20 protein-coding genes and 1 tRNA gene are annotated in these 22550 nt (G+C 70.0%); 4 read left to right on the top strand and 17 right to left on the bottom strand.

The window, feature by feature from the left end:
- Positions 1 to 26 precede the first annotated feature (26 nt).
- The 5 genes from ASF76_RS08480 to rplK all read right to left on the bottom strand — a co-directional run bounded on the left by ASF76_RS08480 (position 27) and on the right by rplK (position 3909).
- Positions 27 to 827: an amino acid ABC transporter ATP-binding protein gene (locus ASF76_RS08480; RefSeq protein WP_055956048.1), complete on the bottom strand. Its 801-nt coding sequence runs from the start codon at positions 825 to 827 to the stop codon at positions 27 to 29.
- Positions 814 to 1479, bottom strand: a complete 666-nt coding sequence (locus ASF76_RS08475) for an amino acid ABC transporter permease (protein ID WP_055956045.1) — start codon at positions 1477 to 1479, stop codon at positions 814 to 816. Before ASF76_RS08475 ends, ASF76_RS08480 begins: the two co-directional genes overlap by 14 nt.
- A gap of 132 nt (positions 1480 to 1611) precedes the next feature.
- A complete protein-coding gene (locus ASF76_RS08470; RefSeq protein WP_055956043.1) occupies positions 1612 to 2418 on the bottom strand; it encodes an amino acid ABC transporter substrate-binding protein in 807 nt (268 codons plus the stop codon).
- Positions 2419 to 2773: 355 nt separating this feature from the next.
- The gene (rplA, locus tag ASF76_RS08465; protein ID WP_055956040.1) at positions 2774 to 3466 is read right to left on the bottom strand and encodes a 50S ribosomal protein L1; all 693 of its coding nucleotides are present in this window, start codon (positions 3464 to 3466) and stop codon (positions 2774 to 2776) included.
- Between the two features lie 11 nt (positions 3467 to 3477).
- On the bottom strand, positions 3478 to 3909 hold the full coding sequence (gene rplK, locus ASF76_RS08460) for a 50S ribosomal protein L11 (RefSeq protein WP_013585556.1): 432 nt from the start codon (positions 3907 to 3909) through the stop codon (positions 3478 to 3480).
- Between the two features lie 747 nt (positions 3910 to 4656).
- Here rplK and ASF76_RS08455 point away from each other — a divergent pair.
- Complete coding sequence (locus ASF76_RS08455; RefSeq protein WP_055956037.1) at positions 4657 to 5394, top strand: hypothetical protein; 738 nt, start codon at positions 4657 to 4659, stop codon at positions 5392 to 5394.
- Between the two features lie 486 nt (positions 5395 to 5880).
- Here the strand turns inward: ASF76_RS08455 and nusG are convergent, their stop codons facing one another.
- The 8 genes from nusG to gabT all read right to left on the bottom strand — a co-directional run bounded on the left by nusG (position 5881) and on the right by gabT (position 14387).
- Complete coding sequence (gene nusG / locus ASF76_RS08450; protein WP_055956034.1) at positions 5881 to 6990, bottom strand: transcription termination/antitermination protein NusG; 1110 nt, start codon at positions 6988 to 6990, stop codon at positions 5881 to 5883.
- A gap of 60 nt (positions 6991 to 7050) precedes the next feature.
- The gene (gene secE, locus ASF76_RS08445; RefSeq protein WP_055956031.1) at positions 7051 to 7326 is read right to left on the bottom strand and encodes a preprotein translocase subunit SecE; all 276 of its coding nucleotides are present in this window, start codon (positions 7324 to 7326) and stop codon (positions 7051 to 7053) included.
- Positions 7327 to 7368: 42 nt separating this feature from the next.
- Positions 7369 to 7441, bottom strand: a tRNA-Trp gene (locus tag ASF76_RS08440).
- Positions 7442 to 7669: 228 nt separating this feature from the next.
- Positions 7670 to 9031, bottom strand: a complete 1362-nt coding sequence (locus tag ASF76_RS08435) for an NAD-dependent succinate-semialdehyde dehydrogenase (protein WP_055956028.1) — start codon at positions 9029 to 9031, stop codon at positions 7670 to 7672.
- A gap of 22 nt (positions 9032 to 9053) precedes the next feature.
- Positions 9054 to 10613 carry an APC family permease gene (locus tag ASF76_RS08430; RefSeq protein WP_055956025.1) on the bottom strand — a complete coding sequence of 520 codons (1560 nt, stop codon included), beginning with the start codon at positions 10611 to 10613 and terminating at the stop codon, positions 9054 to 9056.
- Positions 10610 to 11482 (bottom strand): universal stress protein, encoded by an 873-nt coding sequence (locus tag ASF76_RS08425; RefSeq protein ID WP_055956022.1) that lies wholly within the window; start codon positions 11480 to 11482, stop codon positions 10610 to 10612. The genes ASF76_RS08430 and ASF76_RS08425 overlap by 4 nt, the downstream gene beginning before the upstream one ends.
- Positions 11479 to 12933: a flavin monoamine oxidase family protein gene (locus tag ASF76_RS08420; RefSeq protein ID WP_055956019.1), complete on the bottom strand. Its 1455-nt coding sequence runs from the start codon at positions 12931 to 12933 to the stop codon at positions 11479 to 11481. Before ASF76_RS08420 ends, ASF76_RS08425 begins: the two co-directional genes overlap by 4 nt.
- Positions 12934 to 13037: 104 nt before the next feature.
- Positions 13038 to 14387, bottom strand: a complete 1350-nt coding sequence (gene gabT, locus ASF76_RS08415) for a 4-aminobutyrate--2-oxoglutarate transaminase (RefSeq protein ID WP_156459195.1) — start codon at positions 14385 to 14387, stop codon at positions 13038 to 13040.
- A 92-nt stretch (positions 14388 to 14479) separates the two neighbouring features.
- On the opposite strand from gabT, the gene ASF76_RS17445 reads away from it, so the two are divergent.
- Positions 14480 to 17164, top strand: coding sequence for a PucR family transcriptional regulator ligand-binding domain-containing protein (locus ASF76_RS17445; protein ID WP_235561267.1), 2685 nt, complete (start codon positions 14480 to 14482; stop codon positions 17162 to 17164).
- Between the two features lie 261 nt (positions 17165 to 17425).
- On the opposite strand, the gene ASF76_RS08405 is transcribed toward ASF76_RS17445, so the two are convergent.
- Positions 17426 to 18718 carry a chloride channel protein gene (locus ASF76_RS08405; protein ID WP_055956013.1) on the bottom strand — a complete coding sequence of 431 codons (1293 nt, stop codon included), beginning with the start codon at positions 18716 to 18718 and terminating at the stop codon, positions 17426 to 17428.
- Between the two features lie 54 nt (positions 18719 to 18772).
- On the opposite strand from ASF76_RS08405, the gene ASF76_RS08400 reads away from it, so the two are divergent.
- Both ASF76_RS08400 and ASF76_RS08395 read left to right on the top strand, forming a co-directional pair.
- Positions 18773 to 19099, top strand: coding sequence for a hypothetical protein (locus ASF76_RS08400; RefSeq protein WP_055956010.1), 327 nt, complete (start codon positions 18773 to 18775; stop codon positions 19097 to 19099).
- A 39-nt stretch (positions 19100 to 19138) separates the two neighbouring features.
- On the top strand, positions 19139 to 20338 hold the full coding sequence (locus tag ASF76_RS08395; RefSeq protein ID WP_055956006.1) for a pyridoxal phosphate-dependent aminotransferase: 1200 nt from the start codon (positions 19139 to 19141) through the stop codon (positions 20336 to 20338).
- 216 nt (positions 20339 to 20554) lie between these two features.
- On the opposite strand, the gene ASF76_RS08390 is transcribed toward ASF76_RS08395, so the two are convergent.
- From ASF76_RS08390 to ASF76_RS08380, 3 genes are read right to left on the bottom strand one after another with little or no spacing between them, the layout of a single operon-like run.
- On the bottom strand, positions 20555 to 21691 hold the full coding sequence (locus tag ASF76_RS08390; RefSeq protein WP_055956003.1) for a UDP-N-acetylmuramate dehydrogenase: 1137 nt from the start codon (positions 21689 to 21691) through the stop codon (positions 20555 to 20557).
- Positions 21691 to 22095, bottom strand: a complete 405-nt coding sequence (locus ASF76_RS08385) for a MaoC/PaaZ C-terminal domain-containing protein (protein WP_055956000.1) — start codon at positions 22093 to 22095, stop codon at positions 21691 to 21693. Before ASF76_RS08385 ends, ASF76_RS08390 begins: the two co-directional genes overlap by 1 nt.
- Positions 22092 to 22541 carry an FAS1-like dehydratase domain-containing protein gene (locus ASF76_RS08380; RefSeq protein ID WP_055955997.1) on the bottom strand — a complete coding sequence of 150 codons (450 nt, stop codon included), beginning with the start codon at positions 22539 to 22541 and terminating at the stop codon, positions 22092 to 22094. Before ASF76_RS08380 ends, ASF76_RS08385 begins: the two co-directional genes overlap by 4 nt.
- Positions 22542 to 22550 lie beyond the last annotated feature (9 nt).

Raw genomic sequence — 22550 nt, 5'->3', positions numbered from 1 at the left:
TCGCGGAGGTCGTGCAGCCGCCGGCATCAAGACCCGTCATCCGACGCGGGGTCGGGGCCGTCGAGGGGACGCAGCAGGCGGTTGAGGAAGCGCCGCGTGCGCTCCTTCTTCGGCTGCCGCAGCAGCTCGGACGGAGCTCCGCGCTCGACGATCACGCCCTCGTCGAAGAACAGCACCTCGTCGGCGACCTCGCGGGCGAAGCCCAGTTCGTGCGTGACGATGACCATCGTCCATCCCTCGTTCGCGAGTTCGCGGAGCACCGTCAGCACCTCACCGACCAGCTCGGGGTCGAGGGCGCTGGTGGGCTCGTCGAACAGCAGCAGCTGCGGCTCGAGCGCGAGTGCACGCACGATCCCGACCCGCTGCTGCTGACCGCCCGACAGCTCGGACGGGTAGGCGTTGCGCTTCTCCGACAGACCGACGCGGGCGAGCAGCCTCTCGGCCCGCTCCGCTGCAGCGGCCCGAGGGACGCCGTGCGCCTGCACCGGCCCCTCCATGACGTTCTGGATCACCGTCAGGTGCGGGAACAGGTTGTGGTGCTGGAACACCATCGCCGAGCGATCGCGGAGCGCCGTCCGATCGCGCTTGGTGACCTTCGCCCCGAAGTCGACGCGCGGCCCTCCCTCGAACGCCACGACTCCGGCATCCGGGGTCTCCAAGCCGTTCAGGCAGCGGAGCACCGTCGTCTTGCCCGACCCCGACGGTCCGATCAGCACGAGCACGTCGCCGCGGCGCACCTCGAGATCGACGCCGGCGAGCACACGGTTCGCCCCGAAGCTCTTCTCGAGCCCCGTGACGTGCAGCAGAGGGTTCTCAGTGGGCGACATGGCGGTCCAACCTCTTCTCGAGGGCGTTCTGCCCGAACGACAACACCAGGCAGAACAGCCAATAGATGAGCGCCGCCTCCAGATACACGGCCATGAACTCGTAGGAGAAGGCGGCGATGTTCTGGGCCTGGCGGAACAGTTCCGAGACCAGGATGAGGGATGCCAGCGAGCTGTCCTTCACGAGCGAGATGAACGTGTTCGACAGGGGCGGCACCGACACGCGCGCCGCCTGCGGCAAGATGATGCGCGTCAGCGTCTTGGCGGGCGAGAGGCCCACGGTGTGGGCCGCCTCCCACTGTCCACGGGGGACCGACAGGATGGCCGCGCGGATGACCTCCGCAGCGTAACCGCCGACGTTGAGCGAGAAGGCGATGACCGCCGCCGGGAACGGGTCGATCGTGATGTTCAGCGACGGCAGGCCGTAGAAGATCACGAACAACTGCACCAGCAGCGGTGTGCCACGAATGATCGAGATGTAGAACCGGGCGATGCCCGACAGCACCACGTTGGGCGACAGGCGCAGCAGCGCCATGAACAGCGCGATCACGAGACCGATCACGAACGAGGCCAGCGACAGGGGGATGGTGCCCCGCAGTCCCGCCAGAACCATCGGCCAGAACGAATCGAGCATCAACGTCCAGATGTCGTTCATGGGCCTCCTTCCTCCTGCGGGCGCACCGCCCGGATCCTGCCCGCGGACGCCGGCGCACACGCGGACGCGGACCGACCGACTCCCACGCTAGGGGCGGGAGACGATCGATCCGCGGGGCTTTACAGCGGGTCGTTACTGCGTGACGTCGTCGCCGAAGTACTTCTCGCTGATCTCAGCGAGCGTGCCGTCGGCGCGGAGCTCCTCGAGCGCACCGTCGACAGCCTGGGCGAGGCCGTCCTGGCCCTTCTTGAAGGCGAACGCGCTCTCCGAGGTGTCGTCGGTCTCGGCGGCGATCTTCAGGCCCGTGGGGCTATTCGTCTTCTCGTAGTCGAGGTAGGTGAGTTGGTCGTTGACCGTGGCATCCACGCGACCCTGCTTGAGCAGGGCGACGGCCTGCGCCCAGCCCTCGACAGCTTCGACCTGGGCGCCGCTCTCGGTGGCCAGCTCGTACCAGTTGCTCGTGAGCGACTGGGCGGTGGTCTTTCCCGACAGGTCGGCGAAGCTCGAGATCGAGTTGTCGGTGTCGGCGGTGACGACGACACCGCGCGACACGGTGTAGGGGGTGCTGAAGGTGTACTTCTCTTCACGCTCCGAGTTGATCGACACCTGGTTGGCGATGACGTCGAAGCGTCCCGCGTCGAGCCCGGCGAAGATGGCATCCCACTGGGTCTCCTGGAATGTGACCTCGAGGCCGAGCTTCTCGCCGACGGCCTGGGCGATCTCGACGTCGAAGCCGGTCAGGTCGCCCGCGCCCTCGTGGTACGAGAACGGGCGGTAGGTGCCCTCGGTGGCGACGGTCAGGGTGCCGTCGGAGACGAGACCATACACGGATCCCGCTCCCGGGGTGGCCTCGGAGGTCGCACCGCCGCTGCAGGCGGTCAGCGCGAGGGCGCTCAGGCCCAGGGTGGCGGCGAGGACGGTCAAACGGCGACGGGGCATAGCTGTTCCAGACATGGTGATGTGGGGGAGGCGCGATCGACGCCCTCAAGCAGAACACGGCCGCGTGCCGGTCTCTTCCCGGATGACGCCGTGTTGCACGTTCGTGCGGGATCGGGGCACGTGATCGTCAGGCGACGGAGGTCGTCGAGCCCGTCGAGGGGACCGGTGCCGGGGACGCGCGGAGGCGGAGTTTCCGCAGCCCGTCGCAGGCACCTATCCGCTGTGCCGGTCGGAGATCTGAGAGTGCGGGTGCGCTTCGGTTGGGCGGTGCGGGTGCGCGTGCCGCGCGATCGGGCAGAGCATGCGGAAGCCCCGCCGGCACGAGGCGCGGCGGGGCTTCCGGGTGACGCAGACGTCAGGCGATGACGTTGACGTCCAGCGGGATGCCGGGACCGAAGGTGGTCGAAACGGCGCCCTTCTGGATGTAACGGCCCTTCGAGCTCGACGGCTTGAGACGGACGATCTCCTCGAGCGCTGCGGCGAGGTTCTCGTCGAGCTGCTCAGCGGTGAACGACGCCTTGCCGACGACGAAGTGCACGTTGGCGTGCTTGTCGACGCGGAACTCGATCTTTCCGCCCTTGATCTCCTCGACGGCCTTGGCCGGGTTGGGGGTCACGGTGCCGGTCTTGGGGTTCGGCATGAGGCCGCGGGGTCCGAGGACCTTTCCGAGGCGACCGACCTGACCCATGAGCTCGGGCGTGGCGACGGCGGCGTCGAACGACGTGTAGCCGGCGGCGACCTTCTCGATGAGGTCGGTGCCACCGACCTCATCGGCGCCGGCGGCCAGAGCCGCCTCGGCCGCGGGGCCGTTGGCGAAGACGATGACGCGCGCGGTCTTACCCGTGCCGTGGGGCAGGATGACCGTGCCGCGGACCATCTGGTCAGCCTTACGGGGGTCGACCGAGAGCTTCAGCGCGACCTCGACGGTCGAGTCGAACTTCTTCGAGCCGGTCTCCTTCGCGAGGGCGACGGCCTCGGTCGGGGTGTAGAACGTGTCGGCCGCGATCTTCTCAGCAGCGGCGCGGAATGCCTTGGACTTGGTAGCCATTGTTATCTCCCTCAGTCCTCGACCGTGATGCCCATGGAACGGGCGGTGCCGGCGATGATCTTCGAGGCGGCCTCGATGTCGTTCGCGTTCAGGTCGGGCTGCTTCGTGGTGGCGATCTCGCGGACCTGGTCCTTGGTGAGCTTGCCCACCTTGACCGTGTGGGGCGTGGACGAGCCCTTGGCAAGCCCGGCCGCCTTCTTGATGAGCTCCGCCGCGGGCGGGGTCTTCAGGATGAAGGTGAAGCTGCGGTCTTCGTAGACCGTGATCTCAACGGGGATGACGTTGCCGCGCTGGGCTTCGGTCGCCGCGTTGTAGGCCTTGCAGAACTCCATGATGTTGACGCCGTGCTGACCGAGCGCCGGACCGATCGGCGGCGCGGGGTTGGCCGCGCCCGCCTTGATCTGGAGCTTGATCAGGCCGGTCACCTTTTTCTTGGGTGCCATATCCTTTTCCTCTCTCGAGCGGGGGCCTCGCGGCTCCCTCTCTCCCGCACACCCGGCGGTTCCGGGCAGCGGTCGTCACGCGCTGACGCACGCAACCTCCCCATCATACGCGACGCCGTACCCTCCGGCATCCACCGTCCTCCGCCTCCCTGCGACGGTGGCGGCCGCCCCGCTCCCCCGTCCAGCTGATCGGCGTGGGCGCGGTCCTGCGGTCCGGCGGTCCTGCGGTCCGGCGGTCCGGCGGTCCTGCGGTCCGGCGGTCCTGCGGTCCTGCGGTCCGGCGGTCCTGCGGTCCGGCGGTCCGGCGGTCCGGCGGTCCGGCGGTCCGGCGTCGCACTGTGCCACGGCATCCATCCGCCACCGGGATTCAGTCACGTTGGGTCTCCCCCAGTTTCCATACGCATAAACACAGTTCGTGCGCGCAAACGTGACGACGTAGTGTTTCCGCGCATCAATCGCGTTTGCGCGTGAGCGGGCGGGGGAGTTATCCACAGGGCCCGCCGGAGACGCCGACAAAGCTGCCACCCTCACCGCATGGATGTCACTCCTCGGTCGCTACGCGCATCGCCGACGCCGTTGGTGCTCGCTTCGCGTGTGCCGCTCTCTGGGCCCCCGCCGTCACGCGACGAACGGCTGGTCCGTGTCCGTTCCGGTGTCTACACGGCGCGCGTCAGGTGGGAGGGATTGTCCCCATGGGAACGTTATCTCGTCCGCGTCCATGCGTTCGCGACGGCGCGACGCGATGCCGTGTTCTCACACGAGTCGGCCGCCGCGCTTCTCGGCCTGCCGACGTTCGGGCATCCGCGATTGATCCACATCTTCGACGGACGCCGCTCACGCTCGGCCAGGTACGGCGACGTCGCCGTACACACGAGCGCGGACCCGCGCACGACGCAGGAGACGGCCGGCATCCGGACCACTGCGATCGAAGATGTCGTCGTCGACCTCGCCCGCGTCTTGCCTCCCGCACTGGGGGTCGCCGTCGCAGATGCGGCGTTGCGATCGTTCGGACTCTCCGCAACGGATCTCCTCGAGCGGGGCTCGGTCCAGCGCAACAGATTCGGCCTTCGACGCATGGCGTGGGTGGTGAACCGCGCAACGCCGCTTTCGGAATCTCCCGGAGAGTCCATCAGCCGCATCGTCATCGAGTGGTGTGGATTCCCCCGTCCCGCGCTCCAAGCAGAGCATGAGATCGACGGCCGCGTCTATCGATCGGATTTCTGTTGGCCGGAGCGCCAGGTCATCGGTGAGTCCGACGGGTGGCTCAAGTACGAGGGAGACGGCGCCGTCGACGCTGTCCGTGCCGAGAAACGACGAGAAGACGCGCTCCGCCGAGCGGGCTGGCGTATCGCCCGGTGGGACTACGCCGGGGCCATCGGCGTCGAGGGGCTGAGATCCGCCCTTCTCGCCGCGGGGTTGACGCAGGTGAAGCGCGACGAGACGGCGGCGCTGGCATCCGTCGCTCGCAATGCGCGCTCGGTGTGACGAGCAGGAACACAATTCGTGCGGATAAACAGGCCGAGGGCGTGTTCCCACGCAGAGATCGTGTTTATGCGTGGGTGCCGCGCGCGAACGTATGCCCACGCCAGCGGCGCGGCGCGAGCCGAGGGATCGATGCCTTCACCCGCCCGGTCAGACGCGAGCCCCACACGATCGGCATAAACACGGTTCGTGCGGATAAACGGGCCGACAGCGTGTTTCCACACACAGATCGTGTTTATGCGTGGGTGCCGCGGGCGAACGTACGCCCACGCCAGCGGCGCGAGCCGAGGGGACGGTGATCCAACGGCGCCGGCGAACCGACAGCGACGACCGACGGGACCGACAGAGACGACCGGCAGGACCTACAGAGACCACCGGCGGGACCTACAGGGACGACCGACGGGCGGCAAGCGAGACGACCGACGGGCGACAACGACGAACGCCCCGCCGGCGGGAGCCGGGCGGGGCGTTCGGGAGACGCGCGGGGCGTCAGACCATCTTGGTGACCTGGTCGAACGACAGCTCGACGGGGGTCTCGCGCTCGAAGAGCGACACGAGCACGGTGAGCTTGCCGCTCTCGGGCTTGATCTCGCTGATCGTGCCGGGAAGACCCGCGAACGAGCCCTCCTTGATCGTGATCGTCTCGCCGGTCTCGAAGTCGACCTCGGCGGGGATGACGCGCTGGGTCGTCGCCGACCCCTTGGCGGCACCGGCCTTGGAGGGAGCGGACTCCTTGATCTCGACCAGGCTCTTCAGCATGTTGAACGCCTCATCGAAGCGCAGCGGCGTGGGGTTGTGGGCGTTGCCCACGAAGCCGGTCACACCGGGGGTGTGACGCACGACCGACCAGGTGTCTTCGTTGAGGTCCATGCGCACCAGCACGTAGCCGGGGATGCGCACGCGGTTGACCATCTTGCGCTGGCCGTTCTTGATCTCGACGACGTCCTCCATGGGGACCTCGACCTGGTAGATGTCATCCTCGACCTCGAGCGTCGACTTGCGCTGCTCGATGTTGGCCTTCACCTTGCGCTCGAATCCGGCGTAGGAGTGGATGACGTACCACTTGCCCGGAAGCGACCGCAGCTCGGTGCGGTAGGCCTCGTAGGGGTCGGCGTCCTCGTCGTGGTCGGTGGGCGCGTCGGCGGCGGACTCGCCGGCCTCGACCTCGTCGACCACGCTCGCCGCGGCGGAGACCTCGTCGACGAAGTCCTCGTCGAGCACGGGCTCGTCGGGCTCGCCGTTGACGTCGGGGCCGTCGTACGGGGTGACCTCGTCGGCGGCTTCGGCGGCCTCTTCGGCCTGCTCTTCGGCGAGGGAGTCGTTCAGGACCTCGGCGGCTGCCTCGGCCTCGCTGGTCTCGTCGATCTCGAGAGCGTCGTTCACGATCGCGTCCGCCTCCGGGTCGGTGATGTCGATGTCGCTGAGGTCGGCGTCGTCGACCTCAGCCTCGTCGTCCACGATGTGAACGGCGGAATGCTCGGCCGAGTCGGAGGCGCGCTCCTGGGACTCGAGCACGTTGCCCTCTTGGGCTTCGTCGTCTTCGCTGGACTGCTCGGCTGCCGTCGCCCAATCGGCGTCGTCGACATATCTTTCAGACACTGTGATCTCTTCCGTTCAGAGGCGGCCGCTCTTGGCGCCGCACGTCCGCACGAACGCCGGTCAGGCGCCGGCGGTACCGGGGACGCCGAAGACGGCGGTGGTGATCCACACGAACAGCACGTCGAGGCCATAGACGATCGCCATCATGACGACGACGAAACCGAGGACCACGGCGGTGAACTTCAACAGCTCCTGCCGCGTCGGCGTGACGACCTTGCGGAGTTCTGCGAAGACCTGACGGATGAAGAGGGCGATCCGCGCGAAGAAGTTCAGCTTCTTCTCGCGGGGGGCGCCGCGGTCGGCGACGATCTCGCCGCTCGCCTCGTCCTGCGTCATCGAACCACCTTGGTCTGTGTCTGTGCCAGCGTGCGCTGTGCGCAGGGCGGACAGGAATCGAACCTGCAACCTGCGGTTTTGGAGACCGCTGCTCTGCCAATTGAGCTACCGCCCTAAGATCCCGAGGGATCCAGGAAACGAAACCGCGCGCTTCCGCCTGGAATCTCTCGGGGGAGGATGCCGCGTACCCGAGGGCACGGCGAAAGAATGCAGATTTCGACTGCACTATCCAGTCTATGTCATGGACCTCGGCCTGGCGAACCGAGGCCGGTATCGAGGGCCGGGAACCGGACCGCGGATGTCCCCCGGCCCAGCCAACCGGGCCGGGGGGACGCGGTGCCGATCACACCGTGCGGATGAGCTTCTTGTTCACGAACTCGTCGGCCGCGAGCAGGCCCATCTCACGCGAGGTGCCGCTGCGCTTGACGCCGCCGAACGGCAGCTCGGGCGAGTCGGCGAGCACGACGTTCACGTAGACCATTCCGGCCTCGATCCGGTCAGCGATGCGCTGTGCCTGCTCGGCATCGGTTGTGAAGACGTAGGAGCCGAGCCCATAGCCCGTGCCGTTCGCGATCTCGATCGCCTCCTCCTCGTCGGCCACCCGGTAGACGGTGCCGACGGGGCCGAAGAACTCCTCGCCGTACGCGTCCATGTCGGGCGTGATTCCCGTCAGCACGGTGCCGGGGTAGAACGCCCCGTCGCGCGTCCCGCCGACCTCCACCGTCGCGCCCTGCGACACGGCGCGCTGCACCTGCTCGTCGAGGCGCTCCGCGGCCGCGAGTGACGACAGGGGCCCGAGGACGGTGTCGTCGGCGAACGGGTCGCCGACCTTCGCCTCGCCGAGGGCCGCGGTGAACTTCGACAGGAACGCGTCGTACAGGTCGTCGATCACGATGAAGCGCTTGGCGGCGTTGCACGACTGGCCGTTGTTGTCGAGGCGCGCATCGACGGCGGCCTGTACGGCGGCATCCAGGTCATCCGTGGACATCAGGATGAAGGGATCGGAGCCGCCGAGCTCCAGCGCGACCTTCTTGAGGTTGCGGCCGGCGATCTCGGCGACGGCGGCACCGGCGCGCTCCGAGCCGGTGACCGACACGCCCTGCACGCGCGAGTCGGCGATGATGGTCGCCGCCTGATCGTTGGTCGCCCGGATGTTGACGTACGCGCCGTCGGGCAGCCCCGCGTCACGGTAGATCGCCTGCAGCGCCTCCGCCGACTCCGGGCATTGGGGGGCGTGCTTGAGCAGGATCGTGTTGCCGACGGCGAGGTTCGGCGCGGCGAAACGGGCGACCTGATAGTAGGGGAAGTTCCACGGCATGATGCCCAGCAGCACGCCCAGCGGCGAGCGGCGGATCACCGCCGAGCCCTCGCCCAGGATGTCGAGCGGGGTGTCACCGGTGATCTTGTCGATGACGTCGGCGTAGTACTCGGTGATGTCGGCGGCGAAGTCGACCTCGCCGAGGGCCGCCTCGAGCGGCTTGCCCATCTCTCGCACGATGGTCGCGGCGAGGTCGTCCCGGCGCTCGCGGTGCAGCTCGGCCACGCGGCGGAGTGCCTCGGCCCGCTCGGCCGGAGCGGTCCGCGACCAGGAGCGGTACCCCGCGTCGGCGGATGCCAGGGCGTGCTCGACCCCGGCGTCGGTCAGCGTGTCGTACTCGGCGAGGGTCTCCCCCGTGGCGGGGTTGACGACGGCGTAGTCGCTCATGGTGCTCCTTGTCGTTTCGATGTCAGGACGTGCGGCGGCGGCGGGCACTGGCGGGTGCCTCCCGACCCAGGGTCTCACCGCGGAAGAAGGCGGGGCTCGCCACCCTCTGCGCCACCATCAACACGATGCCGGTGACGATGATGACCACGGTGATGACGAAGACCAATCCGACACCGCCGATGTTGGACCCCGATCCGTACTCGGGATCGGCGCTGTCGATGAGGGTGGTGACGAACAGCACGGCCAGGATGCCACCGCCCACGAGCGGGGCGAGGAGGGTCAAGAAGAAGTTGCGCACCGAGTCGAACCACTGCTTGCGGAAGTACCAGACGCACGCGAACGCGGTCAGGCCGTAGTAGAAGCAGATCATCGCGCCCAGCGCCGTGATGGTGTCGGTCAACACGTTCTCGCTCAGCACGCGCATGATCGCGTAGAACGCCGACGCGACGACGGCCGACACGATGGTGGCATAGCCGGGGGTGAAGAACCGCGGGCTCACCTTCGCGAAGTTCTTCGGCAGTGCGTCGTAGTGCGCCATGGCCAGCAGGGTCCGTGCCGGCCCCACGAAGGTGGCCTGGAGCGAGGATGCCGAGCTGGTGAGGACCGCGAGCGACACGAGGAACGCGAGGGGCCCGAGGATGGGTCCCGAGAGGTGGAAGAAGACGTTCTCCTGGATGTCCTCGTTGCCGAGCCCCAGCTCACCGGCACCGTTGCCGGCGAACATGAGCAGTGCCACGGCGATGAAGAGATACAGGGCCACGATGAGGAAGACCGTGACCGTGGCGGCGCGCCCCGGGGTGCGGTCGGGATCCTTCGTCTCCTCGTTCATGGTGAGGATGACGTCCCAGCCCCAGAAGATGAAGATCGACAGCGACAGCCCCGCGGCGAAGGAGCTGAACGAGTCCACCTCGAAGGGGTTGAACCATGACGCCTCCACCGGGCTGGCGTCGAAGGCGTTACCGCTCATCATCTCGACCACGGCGGCGCCGGCGAAGACCAGCAGCACGAGGATCTGGAACCCGACCAGACCGTACTGCAGACGCTGCGTCGTCTGCAGGTCGCGGTAGGACACCACCGTCGCCAGGAACATGAACAGCAGGCAGACCGCGATGTTGATCGGGACGACGCGGGTGAGTTCGGCGATCTCGGCGTTGCCGCTGACCTGCGCGATGAGAAGGAACAAGAAGTCGACGGCGATGCCCGCCAGGTTCGACAGCACGATGACGGTGGCCGCGACCAGACCCCAGCCCGCCATCCAGCCGACCCAGGGTCCGAAGGCGCGCGACGCCCAGGTGAACGAGGTGCCGGCATCCGGCATCCGGGAATTCAGCTCGCGATAGCCGAGCGCGACGAGCAGCATCGGGATGAAACCGACGAGGATGATCGCCGGCACCTGGAACCCGACGGCCGAGACCGTGGGGCCGAGGGCGCCGGTCAGTGTGTACGCCGGGGCGATGGTGGAGATGCCGATGACGACGGCGCCGATCATGCCGATCGAGCCGACGCGCAGGCCCTTGTTGGAGATGCCGGTGGTGACGGCGCTGTCGGGGGACGCGCTCGCACCGTGGGATGCATCGGTCATGACGAGACCTCCTGGGTGCGGGGCACCACGATCATCGGGACGGGCAGGGCACGCAGGATCCGCCCCGCGGTGGAGCCGAGGAACAAGCGACGGGGCTGGGCGAGGCGACTCGATCCGACCAGCGCGATCTCGCCGGGCTGCCACTCGATGTGCGAAACGGCGTCTTCGATGTCGCTGCCGGTGCCCACGACGGCCTCCGCCGGCACTTCTGCGGGGAGCGTCGCGCGTGCCGCCTCGAGCACGCTCGCGGCGTGCGTCTGGCCGGTGAGGCGGGTGAGGCCGGCGTCGACGCGGTTCGGCAGATCGACGCCGGCGAGGGAGAGCAGCCGGAGCGGCGCGTGGGTGCGGCGCGAGACGGTCGCCGCGGTGTGCAGGAGCACGTCGGCGCCCGGGCGGGTGCCGATCGCGGCGGTGACTCGCGGGAGGCCGACGCCCGGGTCGATCGCGCGCGCCCCTTCCTGCGCGAGGGCGACGGGGACCGGAGCCGAGTGCACGAGCTCCTCGGCCGTGGTGCCGAGGCGGTGACGACCGCGCGGTCCACCCCCGCCGGTGCCGACGACGATGACGCCGGCGTCGAACTCCTCCGCGGCGGCGACGAGACCGTCCGAGACGGCGGAGGCGTGTCGGACGTGGCCCCGGATGCCGGGGAACGACGCGAGCGCGTCGCGCAACCATCCGCGCGCGGTGTCTTCGACGAGACGCTCGTACGACGCGTCGGTCGGGATCGAGACATTGCCCTCGGCCGACGGCAGGACGACGACGGCGTGGACGGGGGCGTCGAGCACAGCTCCCAGGCGCGCACCGAGCGCGAGGGCGTCGGCACCCGCGTCGGTGGCCGCGTAGCCGACGACGACGCGGTCGCCGGTCATCCGCGCGTCCGCTCGAGGATCTCGTCTGCGGCGCGGTGCCCCTGTCGGATCGCCCCGTCGACGTGCTGGTAGCCCGCTCCGGCCATGTCGCTGCACGCGAGATGGATCGCACCCATGGGCTGGCGCTGGTCGGCGCCGTAGCGATGCAGGCCACCGAGGTCGAAGCTCGCCGCGTACGCGCCACGGGTCCACTCCTCGGTGCCCCAGTCGCTCTCGTAGTAGACGACCGGCGTCTTCGCGGCGGGCCCGTAGTAGCGCGACAGGGATTCGAGGATGCGCTCCTTGCGCTCCTCGGCGCTCAGACGGAACAAGTCGTCGGCGTTCTGGTCCGACACGAAGCCGACCAGGGTGCCGCGCTCGTCTCCGTGATTGGTGTTGTCGTACGCCTCGTGGCACAGCTCGTAGGGGCTGAACGCCGTGCCCGACAGGCCCTGCTCGCGCCAGAACGGCGTCTCGTACACCGCGTGCACCTTGATGACGAAGCCCATCGAGATGTGCTGGTGCATCTGGTGCTGCAGGCGCGGCAGCGGCGGCTCGAACGAGATGCGCGAATACAGCACGGGGGCCAGGGCGAGGATGGCGAAGCGGGCGCGGACGGTGACGCCATCGGCGATCACCGTGACGCCGTCGGAGGAGGATGCCGCGGCCTCGACGCGAGCCGTCAGCGCCTCGAGGTCCGCAACCCGCTGACCCGTGTCGGCCGGGCGATCCGGCGTCGCCGAATCGGCGCCCCAGACGACGCGGCGCACCGGCTGGTTCAGGAAGACGTCGTCACCGAGACGCTCGGCCAGCAGCTCGGGCACCTGCTGCAGGCCACCCGCGACGCGCTTATCGAGGATGAAGTCGGCGTCGACGAGGTGAGAGTAGGAGCCGGCGGATGCCGCCATGAGCAGCGACTGCAGCAGCGAGAAGGTGTGCGTGGGCTTGGTGAGCATCGCAGAGCCCGTGGCGAACGCGAGGTTGCGCACGGCCTCGTCGTCGTCGGTCTGCTCGCGGAGCCATGCGTCCCACGAGACCTTGTCCCACTCGGCGGCGCGGGGGTGCTCCCACGGCTTGTCGGGGTCGATCTCGGCCACCATGGCATCCAGTCGCGCGGTGATCTCGTCGATGGCCTGCTCGGTCGAGGCGGCCACGGGGAACATCTCCCCCGTGAAGCGCTTCGCCTCGCCGTCGGCGCCGACGTAGACGCTCTCGCCGTCTCGATAGCGGCTGTACGTCGACAAGCCCAGGTCGGCGACGGTGTCGATGAGCGCCTGCTGGTCGGGCGAGACCCACTGTCCACCGAGCTCGAGCATCGCGCCCTCGATCACGTCGGTCCACAGGCGCCCGCCCACGCGGTCGCGCGCTTCGAGCACGGCGACAGAGAGGCCGGCCTTGCGCAGGTCGTTGGCGGCGGTGAGTCCGGCGGCGCCGGCTCCGATGACGACCACATCGCGGGTGATCTCGTCCATGGGCTCTTCTTCCTTCTCGTTCACGTCTACGTGTGCTGGGGGCCGCTCGGGTTCGGCGGGAGCCCTCGCCCCGACGGCGGTGGAGTCCGCCGCCGGGACGGTCGTCAGTTGCGGGCGAGGGCTGCCGCCACGACGTCGAGCCCCTCGTGCAGCAGCTCGTCACCGATCGACAGCGGGGGTAGGAACCGGATGACGTTGCCGTAGGTGCCGCAGGTGAGGACGATGACGCCCTCCGCGATCGACGCCTTCGCGACGGCGGCGGTGAGGGCGGCGTCGGGGGCGCCGGTGGTGGGGTCGACGAACTCGGCGGCGATCATCGCGCCGTGACCGCGCACGTCGCCGATACGGGGGTCGTTCGCCTGGAGGGCGTGGAGACGGTCCTTCAGCATCTCGCCGATCTGCTGCGCGCGCTCGATGAGCCCCTCGTTCTCGAACGCATCGATGGACGCCAGAGCCGCGGCGCACGCGACCGGGTTACCGCCGTAAGTTCCGCCGAGGCCGCCCGTGTGGGTGGCATCCATGATCTCGGCTCGTCCCGTCACGGCCGCCAGCGGGAGACCCGCGGCGATGCCCTTGGCGGTGGTGACCAGGTCGGGGACGATGCCGAAGTGCTCGCTGGCGAACATCGCTCCCGTGCGGGCGAAGCCGGACTGCACCTCGTCGGCGATGAAGACCACGCCGTTGTCGCGGCACCAGTCCACGATCGCGTTCAGGAACCCGTCGGCGGGCACGATGAAGCCGCCCTCGCCCTGGATGGGCTCGATGATGACGGCGGCGAGGTTCTCGGCACCGACCTGCTTCTCGATGAGCGAGATCGCCTTGGCGGCGGCCTCGGGGCCCGACAGTCCGTCGCGGTACGGGTACGACAGCGGAGCGCGGTAGACCTCGGCCGCGAAGGGCCCGAAGCCGCTCTTGTACGGCATGTTCTTGGCCGTGAGCGCCATCGTGAGGTTGGTGCGGCCGTGGTACGCGTGGTCGAACGCGACGACGGCCTGGCGCCCCGTGAACTTCCGGGCGATCTTGACGGCGTTCTCGACCGCCTCGGCGCCGCTGTTGAACAGCGCGCTCTTCTTGGCGTGATCGCCGGGCGTGAGGCGGTTCAGGGCCTCGGCGACGGCGACGTAGGAGTCGTACGGCGAGATCATGAAGCACGTGTGGGTGAAGGCGGCGACCTGCTCCTGCACGGCGGCGACGACGGAGGGGTGGGCGTTGCCGACGCTGGTGACGGCGATGCCCGAGCCGAGGTCGATGAGCGAGTTGCCGTCGGCGTCGACCACGACTCCGCCACCCGCGGCGACCGCGTGGATGGGGACGGTGTGTCCGACACCGGATGCCACGGCCGCGGCCTTGCGGTCGAGCAGTTCCTGCGAACGGGGGCCGGGAATGGCGGTGACGAGGCGGCGCTCCTGGGCGAGGGACGGACCGCCGACGGTGGGGAGGGTGTCGAGGCTCATGGCGGCGATGCTACGGACGGCGCGACGCGCCCCGCACTCTCCTGGTTGTACAGTCGCTCGCACCGTCGTATACGTCTCGTACAGGAGGAAGCATGGTCGACACCGCCGCCACTCCGCCGAACCTGCGCGCGCTGCTCGCACGGCGCGACCTGCACCTGCGCCTCGTCGTCGACGAGCACGACCTCACCCCCGGCAGCTTGGACCGACCCGTGCGCTGGGTGCATTCCAGCGATCTCGCCGACCCGACCCCCTTCCTCAGCGAGGGGCTGGTGCTGCTGACCACCGGCACGCAGTTCGCCGGCGCGGTCACCGCGGACTACGTCGCGTACGTGGGACGGCTCGTCGCCCGCGGCGTGCGCGCGCTGGGGTTCGGCACGGAAGTCGTTCGAGACGGGATCCCCCCGGCCCTGACCCAGGCGTGCGTGGCAGCCGGGATGCCCATGTTCGAGGTGCCGTACCGCACGCCGTTCATCGCGGTGGCACGCGCGGGCGCCGAGGCCATCGCCGCCGACGCCTACGCCCGCCGCAGCTGGTCGCTCGCGGCGCAGCGGGCCGTGTCGCTCGCCGCCCTGCGCCCCGACGGCCTCTCGGCCACCCTCGCCGAGCTGTCTCGCCAGCTCGGTTGCTGGGTGGGGCTGTTCGATGCCGCGGGGGCCCTCCGCGACGCCCACCCCGTGGGCACCCTGGCGCCGGCGGCAGTGGATGCCGTCGCGGCCGAGGTGACAGCGATGCTGCGTCGGGGAACGCGGGCCGCCGGCGCGATCCGGGTCGGGGACACGTCGGTGACCGTGCAGACGCTCGGTCGCGGCGGCCACCTCCGCGGCGCCCTCGCGATCGAAGCCTCCGACCTCGATCACGAAGCACGCAGCGTCGTGACCGCGGTGGTGGCGATGGCCGCGCTCGCGCTGGAGCAGCAGGACGGTCTCGGTCGCGCGGTCAGCATGTTCCGCGCGGGCCTCGTCCAGTCGCTGATCGGCGACGACCCCGCGCTCGCGCGCCGCGCTGCGCGTGACCTCTTCGGCCCCCTGCCCGCCGCTCCCGTCATCGTCGCCCTCACCCCCGCGGCATCCGCCCGCTCCACCGCGCTCACAGAATGGCTGGAGCACCGCGGACAGGAGCACCGCGGCGAGATGTTCTTCGGCCGGGGCGACGACGGCCTGGTCATCGTGGTGCCGGCGGGCGCACGCGAGTTGCTCGCCGACATCGCCGATCGGTTCGAGACGGTGATCGGGTGCTCGGCCGCGACGGGATACGACGGGTTCTCACGCGCCCTCACCCAGGCGCGCACCGCGCGGGATCGGGTCTCGACGCCCGGTATCGCCGACTTCGCCGACACCGCCCGCGCCGGACTCATCGCCGCCCTCGGCTCGGAAGCGGCGCGGACGGTCGCCGCGGGGAGCCTCGCACCGCTCCACCTTCACGACGCCGAACAGGGCTCCGCGCTCGTCGACACGCTCGACGCCTGGCTCGCGAACGACTGCTCGCACGAGGCGACGGCGCACGCCCTCGGTATCCACCGCCACACCGTGCGCGCCCGCATCGCCCAGGCCGAGCGCGTCGCCGAGCGCGACCTGTCGTCGGGGGGGGCCCCCCCCCCCCCCCCCCCCGGGTCAGCGTCGGGCCAGTGCACAACGGCGGGGAGTTCTCCGACACGCCGAGTCGCCGGCATCCCGGTCCGGCGTGTCGACGAGAGGGCCCGCCGTTGTGCCCCGATTCCCCCGGCAACCCCACCCACCGTCTCCGCCGCACGGCCTCCTCGTGGGTGCACAACGGCGGGGGGTTTTCCGGCACGCCGAGTGGTCGGGGTCCCGCTCCGGCGTGTCGACGAAAGGGCCCGCCGTTGTGCTCGGGATGCCGTCTGCACCGCTCGACTCCTCCCCACGCGGCGGCCATCCACAGATCCCCGCGCCCCAGCCCGGGAGCGACGGGGCAGCGGCCATCGTGGAGGCATGTGCGAGAGCGGTCATGGCATCCGGACCTTCGCCGGCCTTCGCGGGGCGGGGTTGTCGCGTCGGGACATCGGCGCGGCGACGGCAGCGGGCTCCCTCGTGCACCTGCGACGCGGGGTGTACGCCGACAGCGGCGCCTGCGACCCGGTCGTCGTCGCGGCGCGACACGGGGGAGCCGTGGCGTGCGTGACGGCGGCACGGCATCTCGGGCTATGGGTCCTGACCCCCGGTGAGCAGTCACACGTCTGGCTCCGTCGTGGCGGGCACGACCACGCCCACGACGACTGCGACTGCGCTGTCCACCGAGATGACGCCGTCGTCGACTCCCCCTTCACGATTCCCTCCATCGCACGCGTGCTCCGGCAGATCCTGCGGTGCCGCGGCGTCGAGGAGTTCTTCGTGGCGGTGGAGTCGGCGCTGCGTCAGGGCCGGCTGACTCCCACCGCATGGGCGTGGCTGCGAGATCACCTCAACGAGGCGGGGAGAGACGCGATGACGTTCGCCCGATCCGACGCCGACAGCGGGCTCGAGTCCCTCGTGCGATGGCGGCTGCGTCGATTGAACCTTCCGGTGCGGACGCAGGTCGGGATCGTGTCGGTGGGCCGCGTCGACCTGCTCATCGGGGATGCACTCATCGTCGAGGTGGACGGCGCGGCGCACCACGACGCGCCGGCGGATCGACACCGGGATCTGCAACGGGACGCTCATGCAGCCGCGTGGGGTTTCATCACTCTGCGGTTCGACTACGCCCTCGTCGTGCACGATTGGCCGACGGTCGAGCTCGCCATCCTCGCCCACGTCGACCGCGGCCGGCACCGCTTCCGTTGACGCCGCCGACCCTGTTCCCGGCGCACCAGGCGGCCGCACGAGAACCCCGCGGGCTGACCCGCGCACAACGGCGGGCGAATTCACCGACACCCCGCTCTCGGGCGTCGCGAACCGGCGCGTCGAAGAAAGGCCCGCCGATATGCACGGCCCCGCCGATATGCACGGCCCCGCCGATATGCACGGGCACGCCGATGTGGCCGGCCCCGCCGATATGCACGGGCACGCCGATATGCACGGGCACGCCGATGTGGCCGGCGAACGCTACGCCCGCGCCGGATCCATCGGCGCGAAGCGCCGCAGGCTCTCGCACGAGGTCAGGCGCGAGGCCGCGAGCGAGCCCGCGACGGCGAGGAAGATCGGCACCAACAGGGTGAACCCGGTGTCGGTGAACTCGATGACGAGCGCGATCGCGGTGAAGGGCGCACGCATCGTGGATGCCAGGAAGGCGGCGGCCGCCACGATCGCGAACGCCGTGCCGTCGGCTCCCGGCCACACGAACGCCCAACCGGCGGCCGCGGCCGCGCCCAGTGCCGCGCCGATCGCGACCGACGGCTGCAACGTGCCGCCGATCGCCCCGGCACCGAGCGAGACGGACGTCGCGACGTACTTCATCACGGCGAGCGCGACGAGCAGGATCGCGGGCTGGGAGAAATCGAAGCCTGCCGCCGCCAACGCGCGACCGTTGCCGAGGACGAGAGGGAAGACCGCGCCGAGCGCTCCGACCGCCGCGAACGCGACGGGCAGGGCGACGAGCAGCCGCCACCCCGCGGGACGGAACCGGGCGAGCGTCCTGGTCACGCCGGAGAAGCTCGACGCCCCCCATCCCATCAGCGGCCCGATGAGGATCGCGGCGACGATCAGCGAGGCGTTCACCTCGACGGATGCCACGGAGTACAGCGATCCGTCGCCGACGAGCGGCCGCGCGACGAGCGTCGCGATCGAGCTGGCGGCGAGCGCGACCACCGCAGCGCCGACGCTGAACTGCGCGAGCAGGATCTCGATGGCGAAGAGGGCACCGCCGAGGGGCACGTTGTAGACGGCGGCGAGACCGGCCCCGGCGGCTGCGGCGATCAGGATGCGGGACCATCGGGCGTCGAGGCGGAACCACCGCACGATCTTCGACCCCGCCATCGCCGACAGTTCGCGCGGCGCGACCTCCTTGCCGATCGATGCTCCCATCGCCACCGACGCCACCTGCAGGACGGTGTCCGCGAGTGTCTCCCACCAGGGCATCCGCGCCCCGTCTACGCCCTGCTCGACCGTGGCGAGACGTCGACCGAACCGGCGGAGCAGATACCACCCCACGGCGACGACGGCGCCGGCCCCGCCCACCGTCGCTATCGGAAGCCACCAGGGGTCGGGAAAGGCGACGCCGTCGAGGAACGGCCCCTCCGCGTGACCCCACACGAGGTGCTCCAGGCTGTGGACGATCCAGACCAGCAGCAGCACGGCGAGACCCGCACCGACGCCGACGAGTGCGGTCGCAGCTCCGAGCCGGGCGAGCGAGCCGAGTCCACGGCGTCGGGAGCGGAGGGGCCTGGTGAGCGCTGTCACCCGCTCACGGTAACCGACCCGTGTGTCGCGCCGGTGGCGCGCTAGCGTGACGGCATGACGCCCCTGCCTCCCCCGTCGCCCCGGCGCGGCATCGACGTTCTCGGCATCGTCGCGGTGTGCCTCGCGAGCCTCGTGGTGTTGCCGACACTGGCGGTGGTCCTGATCGGCCTGATCCCCGAGATGAACGGCATCTGGTGGCTCGGGATCGTGCTCCTGCCCCTCCTCGTTCTCGACGGCGCCCTGGTGGTGGTGATCGCGGTGATCGGCGTCGTGGTGGGGGTGAGACGCCGCGGCCCCCGGGCGATGTCGATCGTGGCGGTGGTGGTCGGCATCCTGATGCTCCTTCCGCCCTTCCTGCTGTGGGTGGGATCGGCGATCTGACCCTCGGCGCGCCGGGATCGGAACACTAGGCTCGGGTCCGTGACTTCCCGTGCTCCTCTCTCCCGCAAGCTGTCCGCCATCGCCGAGTCCGCGACCCTCAAGGTCGACGCCAAGGCCAAGGCCCTCCAGGCCGCCGGCCGTCCGGTGATCTCCTATGCGGCCGGAGAGCCCGATTTCGCGACCCCTTCGTTCATCGTGGATGCCGCAGCCGACGCATTGCAGAACCCGGCGAATTACCGCTACACCCCCGCCGCGGGTCTCCCGGTGCTGCGCGAGGCGATCGCGGCCAAGACGCTCCGCGACTCGGGCCTCGAGGTGACCCCGTCGCAGGTCATCGTGACCAACGGCGGCAAGCAGGCGGTGTACCAGGCGTTCCAGACCGTCGTGAACCCCGGCGACGAGGTGCTGCTGCCGGCTCCGTACTGGACGACATACCCCGAGGCCATCGCGTTGGCCGACGGGACCCCGGTCGAGGTGTTCGCCGGCGCCGACCAGGATTACAAGGTCACCGTGGCCCAGCTCGAGGCCGCCCGCACCGACAAGACGACCGTGCTCGTGTTCGTCTCGCCGTCGAACCCGACCGGCTCGGTGTACACCGCCGAGGAGACCGCCGAGATCGGCCGCTGGGCCCTCGAGCACGGCATCTGGGTCATCACCGACGAGATCTACCAGAACCTCACCTACGAGGGCGTCCGCGCCGTCTCGATCGTCGAGGCCGTTCCCGAACTCGCCGAGCAGACGATCCTGCTCAACGGCGTCGCCAAGACCTACGCCATGACCGGATGGCGCGTGGGCTGGATGGTGGGACCGGCGGATGCCATGAAGCTCGCCGCCAACCTGCAGTCGCACCTGTCGAGCAACGTCAACAACGTCGCCCAGCGCGCCGCCGCCGCAGCCCTGAACGGGCCCCAGGGCGAGGTCGAGCAGTTCCGTGAGGCGTTCGACCGCCGCCGCCGCCTGATCGTGTCGGAACTGTCGAAGATCGACGGCGTCGAGGTCCCTAACCCCCTCGGCGCGTTCTACGTGTACCCCGACGTGCAGGGGCTGCTGAACCGAACGTGGGGCGGCGTGACCCCCACGTCTTCCCTCGAGCTGGCCGATCTCATCCTCGAGCAGGCCGAGGTCGCCGTCGTCCCCGGCGAGGCCTTCGGCCCCAGCGGGTACCTGCGGCTGTCGTACGCCCTGGGCGACGAGCAGCTGCTCGAGGGCGTGCAGCGCCTCCAGCGTCTGTTCGCCTGAGCCCGTGCCGCCGGCCTCAGGGTCCCGCGCCGGGGGCCTGAGGCCGTAGCCGCGCGGGCGGCCGAGGCGGTCGAGATGCGGGGGCGGGCGAGTCTGTCGCTAGCGGGGCCACGTGACGAGCGGAGGGCCGGGGATCAGCGGAGGACCGCATGACGCGGTCCGTCCTCCGCACGTCCCCGGCCCTCCATCCGTCACCGGCCGGGGCAGCCGGCGGGGCTACAGCTCGACGCCCACCAGCACCGGCTCGGGCTGCAGCACCAGGCCGAACTCCGACGCCACCCGGCTCTGCACGAAGCGGGCGAGTTCGGCGATCTCCGCAGCTGTGGCCTCGCCGCGGTTGGTCAGCGCGAGCGTGTGCTTGGTCGACAGGCCGGCGCGCGAGCGCGGGAAACGGAAACCGCGCGAGAGCCCGGCGTTCTCGATCAGCCAGGCCGCGCTCACCTTCACCTCGCGCTGTTCGACGGGGGGAGGCGGAAGGATGCCGTCGAACGCGGCCAGCGGGATCACCCTGACCGCGTCGAGCTCCGGCGACAGGGGCCACTTCGGGCACGCCGCGGGGAGTGTCCGGGCGAACGCCTCGGAAACGATGGCGTTCTGGAAGAAGGAGCCGGCACTCCAGGTGTCGGGGTCTTCGTCGTCGAGGACCATTCCCTTGCGCGAACGGGTGGCGAGGACGTGGTCGCGGATCCAGCGCAGCGACACCGTGTCGGGGGCATCCAGTCCCAGGGCGGAGCGCAGCTGTTCGCCCGCGATCGGACGCTCCCCGTCGCCGACGCGCGCGAGCTCGAGCGTCGCCGAGAGGATGACGGCGGTGCGCCGGGGCGTGGAGCCGTAGTGCTGCTTGAGGACGGAGGTGCGGAACCCGAGTCCGAGCTCGGAGGCGGGAACGACCGACACCTCGCCGTTCGCCTCATCGATCAGCTCCACCTCGACGAGGGTCTGCACGATCTCTTGCCCGTACGCGCCGATGTTCTGCACCGGCGCCGCACCGACCGTACCGGGGATCCCCGACATGGCCTCGATGCCGGCGAACCCGCGCGCGACAGTCTCGGCGACGAGCGCATCCCAGTCGTGGCCGGCCTGCACCCGAAGGCGCACGGCGGCGTCATGCGACCCGGGCAGTTCCTCGATGCCGGTCGACCGCACCCGGATGACGGTGCCGTCGAAGGGCTCGTCGTCCACGAAGATGTTGGACCCGCCGCCGAGCACCAACCAGGGCTCGCCGTCGGCCCACACCTCGCGAAGGGCGGCGACCAGCTCGTCGGTGGAGTGCGCGTCGACCAGGCGGGCGGGCTTCCCTCCGGTGCGCAGGGTCGTCAGTCGCGACAGCGGGATCGGGGCGACCTCGGGCATCAGCTCACCCGCACCCGTACCTGCGCCTTGCCGAGCACGGAGGTGTCGGCGAACCGGACGGTGAGGTCGACGCGCGCCGTCTCGTCGTCGATGGCACCGACCTCGGCGCGCACGTGGATGTCGGCGCCGGTCATGGCGTCCACGATCACGGGACGCGTGAACTTCACGCCGCACTCGGCCATCAGGCCGGGGTCCCCCAGGGCGTCGGAGACGATCCCGACGGCGATCCCCATCGTGAGCATGCCGTGCGCGAGCACGCCCGGCAGGCCGACCGCCGCGGCCACGTCGTCGTTGTAGTGGATGGGGTTGAAGTCGTTCGATGCGCCCGCGTACCGCACGAGCGACTCGCGCGTGAGGTGCACGGAGCGTTCGGCGATGATCTGGCCCACGGTGAAATCGCTCATGCGTCGGAGTCCCCCACGAGAAGAATGCTGGTGGTGGTCACGACGTGGGCGCCGTCGGCATCCACGACCTCGGCCTCCATCGTGACCATGGAGCTGCCCCGCATCGCTCGGACGCCGGCGACCGTCAGCGTGGCGACCAGTTCGTCTCCGGCGACGATCGGCCGCGAGTAACGGAAACGCTGCTCGGCGTGCACGACGCGCGACAGCTCGATGCCGGATTCCGGGTAGGCGAGCATCTGCTGCAGCGTGATGTCCTGCATGACGACGGCGAACGTCGGCGGGGCGACGACGTCGGCATAGCCGAGTGCGCGAGCCGCTTCGGGGTCGACGTGCTGCGGGGCGTCGGCGAAGACGGCGCGCGCGAACTCGCGCACTTTCTCTCGACCGACCAGATACGGCGCGGTCGGCGGGAAGGCGCGACCGACCAGTTCGGGATTCACGGGCATCGAGTCAGT

It is taken from the genome of Microbacterium sp. Leaf151 (assembly GCF_001424225.1).
GTDB lineage: Bacteria > Actinomycetota > Actinomycetes > Actinomycetales > Microbacteriaceae > Microbacterium.
Note: the sequence above shows the minus strand (reverse complement) of the source record. Positions and strands in the feature narration are given on the sequence as shown.